This window comes from Pelomonas sp. V22 (assembly GCF_030014915.1).
Lineage (GTDB): Bacteria > Pseudomonadota > Gammaproteobacteria > Burkholderiales > Burkholderiaceae_C > JAUASW01.
The window spans coordinates 310,502-325,468 of the sequence record NZ_JAGIXS010000004.1 but is presented as its reverse complement, the minus strand read 5'-3'; the positions used below and the strand labels follow the sequence as shown (position 1 = coordinate 325,468).

Genomic DNA, 14,967 nt, shown 5'->3' with positions numbered 1-14,967 from the left:
CGCCCCGTTCGTCCTGTTGCTGAAGTCGAGACTGCCATGAGCCAACGCCCCTCCTTCCTGACGCTGACCGCGCTCGCCGCCGCCCTGCTGGCCGGCTGCGCGAATCCGCCGACCCAACAGGCGACGCCCACTGCCGTGGCCGCCGCGCCGGCCCGGCCCAAGCTGGTGGTCTTCATCGTCATCGACGGCCTGCCCATGCGCCAGGTGCTGGACAACCGCGAGCAGTTCTCGCCCGACGGCTTCCGCCGCTTCCTGGACCGGGGTGCCACCTTCATGGACGCGCACTACGGCCATGCCCACACGGTCACGGCGGCCGGCCATTCGGTGATGCTGACCGGTGCCTATCCGCAGCGCACCGGCATCATCAGCAACGAATGGGTGGACCCACAGACCCGCAAGCAGGTCTACAACACGCAAGACACCGACTACCAGTACATAGGCAACAAGACCGAGCTGCTCTCGGGCACCAGCCCGCGCATGCTGCGGGCCGAGACCGTGGGCGACGTGCTGCGCACGGCCGACCCGGCCTCCAAGGTGATCGGCATCTCGGGCAAGGACCGCGGCGCCATCCTGCCGGCCGGCCACAAGGGCACGGCCTATATGTTCATGAGCGGCAGCGGCCAGTTCGCTTCCAGCACCTACTACATGCAGAAGCATCCGGGCTGGGTCGAGGCTTTCAATGCCGCCAGGCCGGCCGATGCACTGTTCGGCCAGACCTGGGCCCCGCTGCTGCCCGACAAGTGCGCCGATGGCAGCACCCAGCAGCAGCCGGTGGCCGGCGGCCCCGTCTATGCCTGCGGCGCCTATGCGCGCTCGGCGGCCGATGGCCAGGCCTTCCAGAGCACGGAGAGCAACACCAACGGCAACCGCCTGCCCACGGTGCTCGGCCAGAAGCTGAGCGGCCCCGGCCCTGACTTCTACAAGCTCATCCTTCCTAGCCCCTACGGCGACCAGCTGACGCTGGCCTTTGCCCGCGCGGCCGTCGAGGGCGAGGGCCTCGGCCAGGACGATCACCCGGACATCCTCAGCGTGAGCTTGTCCAGCCACGACTACATCAACCACGCCTTCGGCCCCGAGTCCAAGCTCTCGCACGACCACATGCTGCAGCTGGACCGCCACCTGCAGGCCTTTTTCCAGTACCTGGACCAGCGCATAGGCCGTGGCAACTACATGGCCATGCTGACCGCCGACCATGGCTTTGCCGACACGCCGGAGTGGGCGAAGTCGCTCGGGCGCGATGCCAAGCGTTTTGCCAGCAAGGACCTGGTGGCGCATGCCAACGTGGGCCTGTCCATGCGCTTCGGCGAGGGCAAGTGGGTGACCGAGGTCTCGGCCATGGGCCTGCTGTTCGACGAGAAGCTGATTGCGGCACGCGGCCTGAAGCCTGAGCAGGTCTACCTGGCGGCGCGCGACATCATGCTGATGCATCCCGAGGTGCAGACGGCCTTCACCCCCGATCAGCTGCGCAGCAGCGACGAGCAGACGCCTTTCCTCGCGCAGATGCGCAAGTCCTGGCACCCGGAGCGCGCCGCACCGGTGCAGGTGATCATGAAGGAGGGCCGCTTGTTCAGCACCCGCACGACCGGCAGCTCGCACGGCACGCCCTATGCCTATGACCACCATGTGCCCATCCTGGCCTGGGGCCCGCAATGGGTGGGGCAGGGGGCCGTGAAGTCCTGGGTGGAGGTGGCCGACATCGCGCCGACGCTGGCCGGCATCCTCCAGGTCGGGGTGCCGCGCCAGGCTCAGGGAAAGCCCTTGCCGCTGCCGCGTTGACGCAGCGCAGGAACGTGAACTATCCCCATTGAAGGCAGGGCGGCTGCCGGCCTAGTATGGGGACGTGAGCAAGTCAGATCCGATCAGCAAGCGCGATATCCAGTCCTACGCCAACGGCGCCTTCAAGCCGCACGGCAAGATCGAGTTCTGGACCGAGGGCCATGTGGTGCGCATCGAGGCGCAAGGGCCGTTCAACCGTGAGGCCATCCAGGCCGTGGGCCTGGCCATGCAGGAGCTGTTTGCCGGCACGCCGCCGACCTGCGCGTTCGCCGACATCCTCGAGATCCGCCGCAGCATCATGATCTCGCCCGAGGCGCTGGAGGCCTTCAGCCTGTTCCTGGCGCGCATGAGCATCAACAAGTCGGCCCCCACGGCCGTGGCCTATGTGGTGGCGGCCGAGGTGGAGGGGCGCAGTCTGGTGCTGCCGCTGCTGGCCAAGCTCTATGCCAAGCATGGCCGGCAGTTCGCCGCTTTCGAGACCATGGCCCCCGCCGAGGCCTGGGTGCGCGAGCGCCTGAGCGCGGCGCGCTGAGGCTCAGGCCTCGTCGCGTTCGACGCGGTCGCGCCCAGCCGCCTTGGCGCGATAGAGCGCGGCATCGGCCCGCTGCAAGAGCGTCTCGGCGCTTTCCCCCCACTGCGCTTCGACGAGGCCGGCTGAGCAGCGATAGCCGAACTCGGGCACATCCGCCAGGGGCCGGGCGAGCCGCACGCGCGCGAGCAGACGCTCGACGATGACACCCGCCTGGCCCAGCGCCGCCGCCGGCAGTATCAGCAGGAACTCCTCGCCACCGAGGCGGGCGCAGCCGTCTTCGCGGCGGGTGCTGGCCAGCATCTGGCGGGCGAAGTCGCGCAGCACCTCGTCGCCGGCCGCATGGCCGAGCTGGTCGTTGACCTGCTTGAAATGGTCCAGGTCCAGCATGGCCACGCACAGCGGCCAGGCCTCGGGCTGGGTGAGCGCCTGCTGCAGCAGCTGCAGGCCCTGGCGGCGGTTGGCCAGGCCGGTCAGCGCGTCGGTCTGGGCCGCGCGCACGGCCTTGGCATGGGCCTGGCGCAGCGAGCGGCTGTCCTGGCGCAACGGCGTGATATCGATGGCCAGGCACAGCATCCAGCCATCGGCCTGCATGGTCTCGCTCATCCAGATCCAGCGGCCGTCGCTCAGGTCGGCCTCGAAAGCGCGGTGCGGCAGCTTGCCCCGGCGCGAGGCGGTGGCGGCCAGCCAGGCCTCGATGTCGTCGGCCTCGATCACCGCGCCCTGGCTTCTCGCATGGTTGTTGCGCATCATGTCGGACCAGGTGAGCACGCCGTCTGGCTGCACCTTGTAGGCCTCGCAAAAGGCCTTGTTGGCCCAGCGCAGCACGTCGCCAGCGTCGAACAGCGCCGCTGGGTTGGGGCTGGCCTCGTGCAGGGCCAGCAGGGTCTGCGGCAGGGGGGCTTCGCTCATGGGCCGGGGCGTGTTTTCTCCTCCGGCGCATTCTGAACTATTGCGGGCTTGGCGCCAGCCTGGCTTGCGAGAGTCGCCAGAAGGTCCAGCTGATCACGACGAGGCCCACGACCGAGGGCAAGAGTTGTGGCCAGGGATACCAGAAGCGCAGCACATTGCCGCTGAGCGCCGACAGCATGCCGAACTGCACCGAGATCAGCTTGAAGGCATGCTCGTAGCGCCACAGCCGCACATGCCAGTGCGGCGGGAACAGCCAGCGCAGCCCGTCATAGGCCACCACGGTGACCAGGGCCGCGAGCGTGGAGTAGAGGACGGTCGGATTCGCGAGGCCGCCGGGCGTGCCCTGCAGCCAGAACAGCAGGGCGGCACCGCCCATGGCGCCGAGCGCCGTCCACAGGGCGTCAAACGGACCCGGCCCGCGCGCCTGTGTGTGGGCGGCGCGCCAGCCACCGATCAACTGGTACAGCACGGTCGCGGTCAGCACGGCCAGCAGCGGCTGGGGCCGGAACAGCAGGGTGCCGACGGTGGCCGTCAGGCAGACGACCAGGGCCAGCAGGCCGAAGCTGCGGCCCAGGCGCCGGTGCTGGCGCGTGCCCTTGGTCCGGGCCAGGACGGCAAAGCCGATCAGCATGGCCACGCCGCCGGCGGTGATGTGGACGGCCAGCGAGGCCAGGTGCAGCGGCTCCATGTGGGTTCCTCCCCCCGTCTTGATTGCTTGTTCTTGCCTCTGCAGAGCAGGGCCGGTCTGACGCCGGCTCTTGTTTTGGCTGTCAGCGTGCGCTTACTTCTCCGGAGCCGGTGACGCGTTGGGTCAGCTTGGGGCGGCCGCCGTAGCTCAGGTCACCGGAGCCGCTGAGGCTGGCATCCAGGCTGTCGACCACGCCGAGCTGCAGGTCGCCCGAGCCGGTCAGCTGGGCCTTGGCCGCGTTGCCGCCGAGGCTGCGGGCATCGACGTCGCCCGAGCCATGCAGGGCCCAGCTCTGCTGCTCGGCCCGGCCGGCCACTTGCAGGTCGCCGGAACCGCTGAGATGGGCTGTCAGCTGCTTGAGCTCCAGCAGGCCGATGCGCAGGTCGCCCGAGCCGCTCAGCGAGACGCTGAGGTTGTCGCCCTTGAGCCGCTCCATGCTGACGTCGCTGGAGCCGCTGATCTGCAGCGACGTCAATTGCTTGACGTCCAGCCAGACCACCGGTGCATGGCGGGTCGAGTAGCCGCTGCGCTCCTGCATGCGCAGCACCAGGGTGTCGCCGTCGACGCGGCTCTCGATCAGCGGCTCGATGTTGTCGTCGGCGCTGACCTTGAGGCCTTCGCTGCCGGCCTGGTTGACGCGCACATCGAAGGGCCCTTCGACACGCAGCTTGCTGAAAGGCGCCAGCGAGCGGGCCTTCTCGACCAGGTTGCCCGAACCCTTGGTGCGGCGGCCGCTCGGGCCGTACTCGCTGGAGCCGCTGAAGTGGGCGCTCCAGCCGTTCACTTCCTTCTTGATGCGCAGGCGCCAGTCGTTCTCTTCGCCGGCGAAGGCGGCCTGGCCCAGCAGGGCGAGGGCCAGGGGCAGCAGCAGCAAATTCCGGGTCTTGAGGTTCAGCATGGCGGAGGGCTCCAAAATCAAAGTGGTGCGAGTGTGCCGAGGCGGCCGGCAGCCACCAACCGGGGGCTGACGGATTGCAGCAGCGGCGGGACGGAACGCAGGAGGCTAGGATGGGCTGCACGAACAAGGAGTGCCGCATGAAGTGGGAAGGCCAGCGCGAGAGCGACAACGTCGAGGACGACCGGGGCGCCGGTGGCGGCCGTGGAGGTGGCGGCCTGCCGATTGGCGGGCGCGGCCTCGGCCTCGGAGGCATCGTCATTGCCTTGCTGGTCTCCTGGGCGTTCGGCATCAACCCGATGACGGTGCTGGGCCTGATGGAGGGCGGTGGCGGCGTGCTGTCGCCGGCCGAGCAGCGCGAGCGTCCGACCGGCCGGACGACCGGTGACAAGCCGCAGGACGCTGCGGGACGCTTTGCCACCGTGGTGCTGGCCGACACCGAAGACGTGTGGAGCGCTTACTTCGCCCGCGCCCAGAAGCCATATGAAATGCCGCGCCTGGTGCTCTACGACGGTCGCCACGCCACGGCCTGCGGCACCGGCGAGGCGGCCATGGGCCCGTTCTACTGCCCCGGTGATCGCAAGGTCTACCTGGACCTGAGCTTCAACAACACGCTGAGCCAGCGCCTTGGCGCGCCCGGCGATTTCGCCCAGGCCTATGTGATCGCCCATGAGGTGGGCCACCACATCCAGAACCTGCTGGGCACCAGCGCCAAGATGGAGGCGGCACGCGGCCGGGTCTCGGAGCGCGAGTACAAGGCGCTGAGCGTGCGCCTGGAGCTGCAGGCCGACTGCCTGGCCGGCGTCTGGGCCTACCACTCGCAGAAGGGCAAGGGCTGGCTGGAGCAGGGCGACATCGAGGAAGCGCTGAACGCCGCCTCGCAAATCGGTGACGACACCCTGCAGCGCCAGGCCGGCCGCGCCGTCGTGCCCGAGAGCTTCACCCACGGCAGCAGCGCACAGCGGGTGGCCTGGTTCAAGCGGGGGTTGGAGGCGGGTGAGATGAAGCTTTGTGACACTTTCCGCAGCGGCTCGGTCTGAGCCGGCTGGCGCCTCAGATCGCTTCGCGCGGTGCCTCAACCTTGGCAGGCTTGAGCGCCAGCCAGCTCTTGCGCGCCAGGTGGGCTGCCAGCAGATGCAGAGGCATGCGCAAGGCATGGGCGCGCCAGTAGACGGCGCGGCGAGCCCAGTCGTCGAGGCCCTCGACCGGCGGGCGGCGGGCATGCGAACGCAGTGCACGGGGCAGCACCCGGCCAAGCCAGGGACCGAGCTCGGCCGGCTCGCCGGGCGAAAGCGAATGCAGGATGGCCTGGGGCACCGGGCTGCCAACGCAATCGCGCGCCAGCAGCAGGCCGAGGCGCACCGGTTCGGCCAGGCCGTTGCCGGCGGCGGCTGTCAGCACGCGCTGCCAGAAGGCGTCGGGATCGGTGGCGCTGGCAATCAGGCCGTCGACGTCGACCAAGTCGCGCAAGCCGTTGTGGAACTCACCCTCATGCACCAGGTGGACCAGGCTGTGAACCAGCAGGTCCTCCAGCGCAGGCACGCGGATGCAGGCATGGCCCGGCAACGGTCGTGAGCGGCCGAGTATCAGTGTCGGATCGGGGTGGTGACGGGCCGTGCGCGGCAGCAGGTTGTGATGCACGTCCAGCATGCTGCCGCGACGGACGTTGAACATCGGCGGCAGCTCGTGCATCCATTGCCGGTAATAGCGCTGGTCATAGGGGTCCGACTTGGCCGTGGCCCAGCCCGCCTTCATCAGCTCGCTTTCGACGTCGCCCAGCGCGGCCTCCGGTACCAGGATGTCCACGTCGCCGAACAAACGCCCGTGGCTGACCGGGTGATCGGTCATGGCGTAGGCCGCGCCCTTGAGCAGCATGACGGGCACGCCGAGGCAGGCCAGGCAGTCGTCCAGGCAGCGCACCTCCCACAGCACCGACTGGCGCTGGCGTTCGCTGAGCCGTCGCGCGCCCTCGAAATGGCGGGCCACCTGGGGCGGTGCTTGCACGCCGTGCAGGCGCAGCTTCTCCCCGACACTGCCGATCAGGTTGAGCCGGCGGGCCACGTCTGCCTGCTCCAGCCACCCCGGCTCGTCGCGCGGCGCTGCAGCGGGGCCCTGGCGCATCAGGGCCAGCATGCGTTCGACGGCGGCGCGGTGGTCCATGGGGTCAGGCCTCGCTGCAGATTTCGCGCACGACGGCCAGGCCGTCGGCAGTGCTGGGATAGCTGGCCACGAAACAGCGGGCGCCGCCCAGCAGGGCCATCATCGCGTCGAAGCCGGTCCCTCCCATGCGCTCGCGGTTGAACGATTGCTCGGCGATCAGCTTGAAGGCCTCGGCCCGCTCTATCTCCTCGATGGCCGCAGGCTGACCGGCGACGAAGCGGGGGAACAGGATCCACTGGCAGCGCGCACTCTGGCGCGCCTGGGCCAGCGAGGCCTCAGGCACGGCCGCGTGGGTCACAGTGCCCTTGCGGGTGTCGGAATAGACGGGGCCCAGGCGGGCGCCGGGGAAGGCGCGGACCACCTCGATCGACGCATTCTTCAGGCTGATCGGCCTTGGGTGCGGCAGCAGCAAGCCGCTGTCCGGCTCCAGGATGGCCAGTTCGTCGGACAGCAGCTGCCAGCCCTCGATCAGCGCGAGCGAGGCACACAGCGTGCTCTTGCCGGCCCCCGGGAAGCCCGGCAGCATGATGGCGCGCCCGTTGCGAGCCAGGACGGCCGCATGCATCACCAGGTAGCCGAGCGCCTGGCTGGCGATCGCCCAGTTGAGGCCCCATTCGAAGACCGGTCCTGCCTGCTCGGCCGGGAGCGGCAGGAAATGCTCGTGGCCATCCAGCACAAAGCGCACCTGCGGCCGCCACCAGCGGCGCAGGCCACGGCCGGGCAGCAGCTCGATGTCGAAGTCGTGGAAACGACCGTCCGGCGCATGGGTGGCGCCGCGATAGAAGGTCTCCAGGTGTAGGTCCAGTCCGGGCAGAGGCGAACGCAGGCGCACCGTGAAGGGCGCGATTTCGACCAGGGTGTCGACGAAGGCCATGGTGTTCAGTCGGCAGCCTGGACCAGGCCGGCGCGCAGCAGTTCGTCCAGCGTTTCGCCGGGCGTGAACTCCTGGGTGCTTTCCAGCAAAGCGGCCAGCTGGGCACCGGCCTCGGCGGTCAGCAGCCAGTAGTCGCCTGAGTGGCGATCAAAGACGATACGGGCTGACTCGTCCGGCCAGGGCGGCGAGATGCTCAGCTGCCGCCCGACGCGGATCTGCAGCCTCATCCCGGGCCCGGCCTTGGGCCGTCAGCCCGGCATGGCCGGCTTATTTCTTGCACAGATCGGGATCGGGTCCGACATCGGCGTTGATGTCGTACATGCCAGAGATGTAGTTGATGACGTCGCTAGCCGACCAGGGGGTGGCGCAGCTCACGCCGGCAGCGCACCAGGTGCCACCGGACTTGGTCGCATTCCACATGGCCAGGATCTGGGTTTTGGTGATCGGGTATTCGGTCGGCCAGTAGCTGGCGTTCAGCCAAGCGGCGAGCAGATGACGGGCCAACTGGCCGGTCGAGCCGAAGGAGGTCGGGAATGCCAGCACGGCCCACACGCCATAGGCGGTGCCACCGATGTAGCCGGCGCCCGGCAAGATGCTGTTGGCCAGGGTGCCCTGATTCTTGATGTCGGACAGCGCCAACCCCTGCATGCCGGCGGAACAGACGTCCACCGTCTTGTAGAAGGTGGCGTAGTTGACGCCGGTCCAATAGTTGAACTTCTGCGGCACCTTCCAGAAACCGGGCGAGCGGCCACCGCTGCAACTACCGGTGCCGGGCGGGCGCGGGCTCATATTGCCGCTCATCGTGGCCGAGGGGCTCTTGCAGACGCCGGTACCCAGCGCGGTCTTGGAGGCGCTGGCCAGCAACACGCCGGTACCACCGGCGACACTGGTCACGAGGCGACGGCGCGAACGGTTGATGGGCGCGCGGGCGGGGCTATCGACCGAAACGCTCGAGTGCTCAGGCGCTTCAGGGGCGCGTGATTGTTGTTCTCGATTCATGGTTTACTCCATCGATGAGCCTGTGGACCGGGCCGCTTCCTGTTGGTTTTGCATTTGCGGCGCATGGCCGGAACGCTAAATGACGGCGTAGTGTTGCATAGACTCCAGGGCACCGCCCCCCGCGAACGAGGGTGGAATTCGCGGTCGAGCCGCTCTTTTGCGTGCATCTTTGACGCCAGCTCATGGGACATGGGCCAAGGCGCAGGTTCACAGACCTGAAAGATAGCGGTTTCGGGACCGGTGATTGTGATTTCCGGGGCCTATCTGCCCGATTCCCGCAGTTGCGTGGCTGCTTGTGCTCGGAAGGCTCGACAAGCTTGAGGATGCCGACCCCGCCCGCTTGCTGGGAAATTGCGGCCCTTCCCGTTGACCCACGGAGATCCGATGAGCCTGCAAGCCCTGGCCTTTGTGTCCTGCATCAACGCGGCCGCCTTCAAGTCGCAGCCGGTCTGGGACTGGATCGCGGCGGCGCCGGTGCAGGATCTGCTGCTGCTCGGCGATTCCATCTATGCCGATGGCAGTTCCGCCACGAGCCCGATGGACATGCCGGCCGATCAGCTGCGCCAACACCTCAGCCAGCGCTACCGCCTGCAGCTGGCCCAGCCGCAATTCGCGGCCCTGCTGCAGCGGCTGGGGGCCGGTCATGTTGACGCGATCTGGGACGACCATGACTTCCTCTGGAATGAAGCCGCCGGCCTGCCGCTGAGCCAGGGTTTCGAGCATCGCGAGAAGCTGCCGGTCACGAACGCCTGCTTCCGTGCCTTCAGCCGCGCCGTGGCCGGCATCGCACCCTATCCGGACGATGACAACGACCCCGCCCTGAACGACCCCGCCGTCCCGCCGCCCGACGCGCGCCCTTCGCGCGAGGTGGCGCCGGGCGTCTGGCTGCACCTGAGCGACGGGCGCAGCCATCGCACCTACGAGGGTCTGTTCAAGCCGCCGCTGCCCGAGCGCCAGATGTTCGGCAGCAAGCAGCAGACGCATCTGCGCCAGCAGATCGAGCTGCGCCCGGACGCCATCCACCTGTTCGCCAGTGGCTCCACGCTGGACACCTGGCGCAAGAGCTATGGCAATGACTGGCTCTGGCTGCGCGGCCTCTCGCGCCAGCACCGCATCCTCGTGCTCAGCGGCGACATCCACGAAAACCAGGCGCAGAGCTGGGGCAGCGAGCCGGACGCCGGCCTGCCGCTGCACGAAGCCACTTCGTCCGGTGCGGCTTGCTACAAGTTGGTTGACCCCATTCCCTTTGTGCCGCGCCGCCGCAACCACGGCCTCCTTCAGTTCGAGCCGGGTCGCCTGGTCCTGCGCTTCTACAAGGATGGCCAGGAAGAGACGAAGCGCAGCTTCGCCATCGACCGGGCCAGCTGGCAGCGCGTGCCGCTCTGAGTCGGGCGGCCCCTCAACGGCGGTCGCACCAGGCCGCCACCGCTGCTCGCTGCTCGGCGCCCAGCTGCAGGCCGAGCTTGGAGCGGCGCCACAGCATGTCGTTGGCGCTGCGGGCCCATTCCTCTCGGTACATGAACTCAAGCTCGGCTTCGTAGAGGTCGCCGCCGTGGTGAGCACCGAGGTCGGCGAGGCTGGCCGCATCGCCCAGCAACAGGGCGATGCGGCTGCCCTGCGCATGCGAGAGCCGCCGCGCCAGTGCTGGCGGCAGCCAGGGCCAGCGCCGCTGCACCGCCTGCACGAAATGCTCGAAATCCTGGTCCGGTCGGCCCGGCTTGCGACCCGACCAGGCGGCCAGGTCGCCGCCCGGCAGCAGGGCGCCTCGGGTCCAGGCGGGTCGCGGTCGGCCCAGCATGCCGGCAACCAGATCGGCGGCGTCCTCGGCCAGCTTGCGAAAGGTGGTGATCTTGCCGCCCCAGACGCTCAGCAGTGGCGCGGCACCGTCATGCAGCGTTTCGAGCGCGTAGTCGCGGGTGATGGCGGCGGCGCTGCCCGAGGCATCGTCCAGCAGCGGCCGCACGCCGGCGTAGCTCCAGACCACGTCCTCGGGCCGCACGGGCGACTTGAAGTAGCGGCTGGCCTGCTCGCACAGGTAGGCGATCTCAGGCTCGCTGATCTTGGCGAGCGCGAAGCCGGCAATGGCCTCATCGGGCTGCTCCACATCGGTCGTGCCTATCAGCGTGAATGCGCCCTCGTAGGGAATGGCGAAGATGATGCGGCCGTCGGGGTTCTGGAACAAATAGGCGTGGTCGTGTTCGAAGCGGCGCGGCACGACGATGTGGCTGCCCTTGACCAGGCGCAGGCTCTTCGTCGCCAAGGCCTCGTGTTTGGCCGGCCGCGCCACGCCGCGCAGAAAGCTCTCGGCCCAGGGGCCGGCGGCATTCACGAGGGCCGCAGCGCGTAGCTGCCGCTCACCACCGGGCGTATTGATCGTGACAAGCCAGTCCTGCTCGCCACGCTGGGCGACCGTCACCGGGCTGCGGGTCAGGATTTCGGCGCCGTGGGCCTTGGCGTCCAGCGCGTTCAAGAGCACCAGGCGCGCATCGTCCACCCAGCCATCCGAATAGACGAAGCCGCGGCTGAAGCGCTCCTGCAGCGGCGCACCGAGCACCGAGCCACGCAGCTGCACGCCGTTCGAGCCCGGCAGCCATTCGCGGCGCGCCAGATGGTCGTAGAGGAAGAGGCCGGCGCGGATCATCCAGGCCGGCCGCATCGCCTGGTCGTGCGGCATCACGAAGCGCAGCGGCCGCATGATGTGGGGCGCGCTTTTCAGCAGCACCTCGCGCTCCTGCAGTGCCTTGCGCACCAGGGCGAACTCGTAGTACTCCAGGTAGCGCAGGCCGCCGTGTATCAGCTTGGTGCTGGCCGACGAGGTGTGCGATGCCAGGTCTTGCGCCTCGGCCAGCAGCACCGAGAAACCGCGCCCGGCCAGGTCACGGGCAATGCCCGCGCCATTGATGCCGCCGCCGACCACCAGAACATCGACCTGCTCCATGCGGCCTATCCTAGACTACGTCGATGGACTACCTGCTCGCGCTCGACCAAGGCACTTCCAGTTCCCGCAGCATCGTTTTCGACGCAGAGGGCCGGCTGATCGCCCGGGCGCAGCGCGAGTTCAGGCAGCACTACCCGGAGCCCGGCTGGGTCGAGCATGACGCGCAGGAGATCTGGCAGGGGCAGCTGGCCACGGCGCGCGAGGCCATCGCCAAGGCCGGGCTCAAGGCTTCGGACATCCGTTCGATAGGCATCACCAACCAGCGCGAGACCACGGTGCTGTGGGACCGCAGCAGCGGTCAGCCCATCCATCCGGCCATCGTCTGGCAGGACCGCCGTACCGAGCCGCTGTGTGCGCGCCTGCGCGAGGCCGGCCATGAGGCGCTGTTTCGCCAGCGCACGGGCTTGCTGCTGGACCCGTATTTCTCCGGCACCAAGCTGGCCTGGCTGCTCGATCACGTGCCCGGTGCGCGCGCGCTGGCCGAGCAGGGCGAGCTGGCCTTCGGCACCATCGACAGCTGGCTGGTCTGGCAACTGACCGGCGGCCTCGTGCATGCCACCGATGTCTCGAATGCCTCGCGCACCCTGCTGTTCGACGTGCACCAGAACCAGTGGGATGCCGAGCTGCTGGACCTGCTGAACATCCCGGCCAGCCTGCTGCCCGAGGTCCATCCCTCGGCCCATCACTACGGCCTCAGCGAGCCGGCGCTGCTGGGCTCGGCCATCGCCATCGGCGGCATTGCCGGCGACCAGCAGGCGGCGCTGTTCGGCCAGGGGTGCTTTCGCGCCGGCATGGCCAAGAACACCTATGGCACGGGCTGCTTCATGCTGATGCACACCGGCCGCCGCTTCGAGCGCTCGACCAATGGCCTGATCACCACCAGCGCGGCCCAGGTCACGGCGCGGCCCGAGTACGCGCTGGAGGGCAGCGTCTTCATCGGCGGCGCCGTCGTGCAGTGGCTGCGCGACGGCCTGCATGCGATCAAGTCCAGCAGCGAGGTGCAGGCCCTGGCCGCCAGCGTGCCCGACGCCGGCGGCGTGATGTTCGTACCAGCCTTCACCGGCCTCGGCGCGCCCTACTGGAACCCCGAGGCACGGGGCGCCATCGTGGGCCTGAGCCGGGGCACGAGCATGGCCCACATCGCCCGCGCGGCGCTGGAGAGCATCGCCTTCCAGAGCGCGGCCCTCCTGCAGGCCATGAGCTGCGACGCGGTGGCGGCAGGCGGCGAGCCGGTCTCGCAGCTGCGCGTCGATGGCGGTGCCTGCGTCAACGATCTCTTGATGCAGTTCCAGGCCGACCTGCTGGGCATCCCCGTCGTGAGGCCGCAGGTGATAGAGACCACGGCGCTGGGCGCGGCCTATCTGGCTGGCCTCAGCAGCGGCGTCTACGCGGGCCTGGACGAGCTCTCGGCCAAGTTGCAGACGCAGACCGAGCGCGTGTTCGAGCCCGCCATGCCACGCGAGCGCGCCAGCGAGCTGATGGCGCAATGGGAGCGCGCGGTGCGGCAGACGGTGGCGCGCTGAAGCGCCGCCGAGGTCCCTGCGCTTCTTCAGTCCTCGCTGTTCCAGGCCGACACCAGTAGCAGCACCTTGCCGTCAATACCGGGCTTGTGCGCGCCGGAGGGCAGGGGCACCTCGATGCGGATCGCGCCGCCTTTTACCTGCGTGTAGCTGAGCTGCTCGGTGGCCTGGCCCACATGCTGGCTCTCCCAGCTGTGCATCACCTTCCAGGCCTGGCCTTCCTCGGCCGGGGGCTCCAGCGAGATCAGGAGGCTGTCGCGGAACAGATGGCTGCCCTCGAAATGCTGGTCTGCCCAGAAGCGGCGGTCGATCACGTAGTCGGGCACGCGCACGGCCACGTCCATCGCATAGGCCAGCGTGCGGTCCACCGTCGAGACCTTGGCCTTGTTGGCCAGAAAAACCGTGGACAGATAGACCAGGTTGCCGCCCAGGGCCTGCTTCTGCGTCAGCTCGGCATGGCTGCGGCAGGCGGGGGAATCTTCCTCGGCCACGCGCCGGCTCAGGTACCAGCGCTTGCCACGTGGCCGCGCCAGCAGCTCGAACTGGTAGAGGGCCTGGACCTCAACGGCCCTGTCTTCGATGGCCGCCGGCAGCCGCACTTCGTCGACCTCCATCCACAGGTCCACGCGCACATCGCCGAACAGGAAGCGGGCGAGGTTCTGGTAGGCCTCCTCGCTGTTGACGATACCGAAGGGTCCGGAATGCGTGCGGTAGCAGTAGGCGGTGGCGGCCGTGCCGCTGATGTTGTTGTTGCGGTCCAGCCCCCAGACCGAGGCGTTGTCCACCTTCACGAGCCCGTCGCTGCCATGGCCGGCGAAGGCGCGCGACAGGCCCATGGCCACGTCGTAGTCGTCGCGGTTGGTGCCCACCATGCAGAAGATGCGCTCAATGGGGAAGGCCGCTGCCGGCAGGAAGTCGACCCGCTTGTAGCGCTCGAACGCGGCCTGCAGGTTCAGGAAGCCGGCCATGCGCTCGCGGCTGAAGGTGTTGATCTCGTTGAGCGAGAGCCAGGTGGGCACATTGCGGCCGGCGGCCTCGATGCCGTTGTGCGGCGTGGCGTAGGTGAAGATCTTGTCGACCGCCTGGCGGGCCTCGTCGCTGCCGAGCTGCGGGTTCTGCAGAAAGCCGCGCACCACCAGGCCGCCCATGGAATGCGCCACCAGGTAGCAGCGGAAGTCGGCGGGTTTCATGGCGCCAGCTTCTTGCGCCAGCACCAGCTCGCGCGCTCGCAGGATCAGGTCCGACAGGCCCTGGCAGTAGCGCTCGATCTTGCGGGCCTCGCCATCGCCGAGCAAGGTCGAGCCTTCGTCGTAGTAGCGGTAGATGATCACCGAGCTGGCCGGGATGCCCAGGTTGGGCTGGCCGTTCAGGCGGGTGCGGGGGCGCCAGTCGGGATCGAGGATGTCGAGGCCGTTCTCGTAGACATCGCTGTAGCCGTACTCGGCCGAGAGCCGCAAGAGTGGCGACTCGAACACGAACTTCTTGGCCGGCTCGTGCTTGTTCGGATTGGCACGGAACACCGTGGAGCCGAGGTTGAAGCCGCAGAACGGGTCAGCGGCGGTTTCGTTGCGCTCGGCCTCGGTCATGGCATAGCCGCGCACGTAGATGATCGGGTAGAAGGGCTTTTGCATGGAGCTTCCTGCCTGGAGAAGCTCCCGCTTATAGGGCCCGGCCCG

14 protein-coding genes are annotated in these 14,967 nt (G+C 68.6%); 5 read left to right on the top strand and 9 right to left on the bottom strand.

Annotation, left to right across the window (positions count from 1 at the left end):
- The first annotated feature begins 36 nt into the window (after positions 1 to 36).
- Entirely contained in the window at positions 37 to 1,776 is a 1,740-nt protein-coding gene (locus J7U46_RS15720) for an alkaline phosphatase family protein (RefSeq protein ID WP_282827477.1), read from the top strand.
- A 64-nt stretch (positions 1,777 to 1,840) separates the two neighbouring features.
- The gene (locus J7U46_RS15715) at positions 1,841 to 2,308 is read left to right on the top strand and encodes a hypothetical protein (RefSeq protein ID WP_282827475.1); all 468 of its coding nucleotides are present in this window, start codon (positions 1,841 to 1,843) and stop codon (positions 2,306 to 2,308) included.
- 3 nt (positions 2,309 to 2,311) lie between these two features.
- Here the strand turns inward: J7U46_RS15715 and J7U46_RS15710 are convergent, their stop codons facing one another.
- The 3 genes from J7U46_RS15710 to J7U46_RS15700 all read right to left on the bottom strand — a co-directional run bounded on the left by J7U46_RS15710 (position 2,312) and on the right by J7U46_RS15700 (position 4,803).
- Complete coding sequence (locus J7U46_RS15710; protein ID WP_282827473.1) at positions 2,312 to 3,217, bottom strand: GGDEF domain-containing protein; 906 nt, start codon at positions 3,215 to 3,217, stop codon at positions 2,312 to 2,314.
- Between the two features lie 37 nt (positions 3,218 to 3,254).
- The gene (locus J7U46_RS15705; RefSeq protein ID WP_282827471.1) at positions 3,255 to 3,905 is read right to left on the bottom strand and encodes a hypothetical protein; all 651 of its coding nucleotides are present in this window, start codon (positions 3,903 to 3,905) and stop codon (positions 3,255 to 3,257) included.
- Positions 3,906 to 3,987: 82 nt separating this feature from the next.
- Complete coding sequence (locus tag J7U46_RS15700) at positions 3,988 to 4,803, bottom strand: head GIN domain-containing protein (RefSeq protein ID WP_282827470.1); 816 nt, start codon at positions 4,801 to 4,803, stop codon at positions 3,988 to 3,990.
- A gap of 137 nt (positions 4,804 to 4,940) precedes the next feature.
- On the opposite strand from J7U46_RS15700, the gene J7U46_RS15695 reads away from it, so the two are divergent.
- On the top strand, positions 4,941 to 5,840 hold the full coding sequence (locus tag J7U46_RS15695) for a neutral zinc metallopeptidase (RefSeq protein WP_282827467.1): 900 nt from the start codon (positions 4,941 to 4,943) through the stop codon (positions 5,838 to 5,840).
- A 13-nt stretch (positions 5,841 to 5,853) separates the two neighbouring features.
- Here the strand turns inward: J7U46_RS15695 and J7U46_RS15690 are convergent, their stop codons facing one another.
- From J7U46_RS15690 to J7U46_RS15675, 4 genes are read right to left on the bottom strand one after another with little or no spacing between them, the layout of a single operon-like run.
- On the bottom strand, positions 5,854 to 6,960 hold the full coding sequence (locus J7U46_RS15690; RefSeq protein ID WP_282827465.1) for a nucleotidyltransferase family protein: 1,107 nt from the start codon (positions 6,958 to 6,960) through the stop codon (positions 5,854 to 5,856).
- 4 nt (positions 6,961 to 6,964) lie between these two features.
- Positions 6,965 to 7,834 (bottom strand): HprK-related kinase A, encoded by an 870-nt coding sequence (locus tag J7U46_RS15685; RefSeq protein ID WP_282827462.1) that lies wholly within the window; start codon positions 7,832 to 7,834, stop codon positions 6,965 to 6,967.
- A gap of 5 nt (positions 7,835 to 7,839) precedes the next feature.
- A complete protein-coding gene (locus J7U46_RS15680) occupies positions 7,840 to 8,061 on the bottom strand; it encodes a hypothetical protein (RefSeq protein ID WP_282827460.1) in 222 nt (73 codons plus the stop codon).
- Between the two features lie 40 nt (positions 8,062 to 8,101).
- Complete coding sequence (locus J7U46_RS15675; RefSeq protein ID WP_282827457.1) at positions 8,102 to 8,833, bottom strand: hypothetical protein; 732 nt, start codon at positions 8,831 to 8,833, stop codon at positions 8,102 to 8,104.
- 384 nt (positions 8,834 to 9,217) lie between these two features.
- Between J7U46_RS15675 and J7U46_RS15670 the strand changes: the two genes are divergently transcribed.
- Positions 9,218 to 10,219 carry a hypothetical protein gene (locus J7U46_RS15670; RefSeq protein WP_282827455.1) on the top strand — a complete coding sequence of 334 codons (1,002 nt, stop codon included), beginning with the start codon at positions 9,218 to 9,220 and terminating at the stop codon, positions 10,217 to 10,219.
- A gap of 13 nt (positions 10,220 to 10,232) precedes the next feature.
- Here J7U46_RS15670 and glpD read toward each other — a convergent pair whose 3' ends face one another.
- Positions 10,233 to 11,771 (bottom strand): glycerol-3-phosphate dehydrogenase, encoded by a 1,539-nt coding sequence (gene glpD / locus J7U46_RS15665; protein ID WP_282827452.1) that lies wholly within the window; start codon positions 11,769 to 11,771, stop codon positions 10,233 to 10,235.
- A gap of 23 nt (positions 11,772 to 11,794) precedes the next feature.
- Here glpD and glpK point away from each other — a divergent pair, with 23 nt between their 5' ends.
- A complete protein-coding gene (gene glpK / locus J7U46_RS15660) occupies positions 11,795 to 13,294 on the top strand; it encodes a glycerol kinase GlpK (protein WP_282827449.1) in 1,500 nt (499 codons plus the stop codon).
- 26 nt (positions 13,295 to 13,320) lie between these two features.
- Here the strand turns inward: glpK and J7U46_RS15655 are convergent, their stop codons facing one another.
- Entirely contained in the window at positions 13,321 to 14,922 is a 1,602-nt protein-coding gene (locus J7U46_RS15655; protein WP_282827446.1) for a hypothetical protein, read from the bottom strand.
- Positions 14,923 to 14,967 lie beyond the last annotated feature (45 nt).

Coding starts and splice junctions, on each gene's coding strand:
- glpK (WP_282827449.1), top strand. CDS start 11,795: ATGGACTACCTGCTCGCGCTCGACCAAGGCACTTCCAGTTCCCGCAGC.
- J7U46_RS15720 (WP_282827477.1), top strand. CDS start 37: ATGAGCCAACGCCCCTCCTTCCTGACGCTGACCGCGCTCGCCGCCGCC.
- J7U46_RS15655 (WP_282827446.1), bottom strand. CDS start 14,922: ATGCAAAAGCCCTTCTACCCGATCATCTACGTGCGCGGCTATGCCATG.
- J7U46_RS15675 (WP_282827457.1), bottom strand. CDS start 8,833: ATGAATCGAGAACAACAATCACGCGCCCCTGAAGCGCCTGAGCACTCG.
- J7U46_RS15670 (WP_282827455.1), top strand. CDS start 9,218: ATGAGCCTGCAAGCCCTGGCCTTTGTGTCCTGCATCAACGCGGCCGCC.
- J7U46_RS15710 (WP_282827473.1), bottom strand. CDS start 3,217: ATGAGCGAAGCCCCCCTGCCGCAGACCCTGCTGGCCCTGCACGAGGCC.
- J7U46_RS15695 (WP_282827467.1), top strand. CDS start 4,941: ATGAAGTGGGAAGGCCAGCGCGAGAGCGACAACGTCGAGGACGACCGG.
- J7U46_RS15700 (WP_282827470.1), bottom strand. CDS start 4,803: ATGCTGAACCTCAAGACCCGGAATTTGCTGCTGCTGCCCCTGGCCCTC.
- J7U46_RS15680 (WP_282827460.1), bottom strand. CDS start 8,061: ATGAGGCTGCAGATCCGCGTCGGGCGGCAGCTGAGCATCTCGCCGCCC.
- J7U46_RS15685 (WP_282827462.1), bottom strand. CDS start 7,834: ATGGCCTTCGTCGACACCCTGGTCGAAATCGCGCCCTTCACGGTGCGC.
- J7U46_RS15705 (WP_282827471.1), bottom strand. CDS start 3,905: ATGGAGCCGCTGCACCTGGCCTCGCTGGCCGTCCACATCACCGCCGGC.
- J7U46_RS15690 (WP_282827465.1), bottom strand. CDS start 6,960: ATGGACCACCGCGCCGCCGTCGAACGCATGCTGGCCCTGATGCGCCAG.
- glpD (WP_282827452.1), bottom strand. CDS start 11,771: ATGGAGCAGGTCGATGTTCTGGTGGTCGGCGGCGGCATCAATGGCGCG.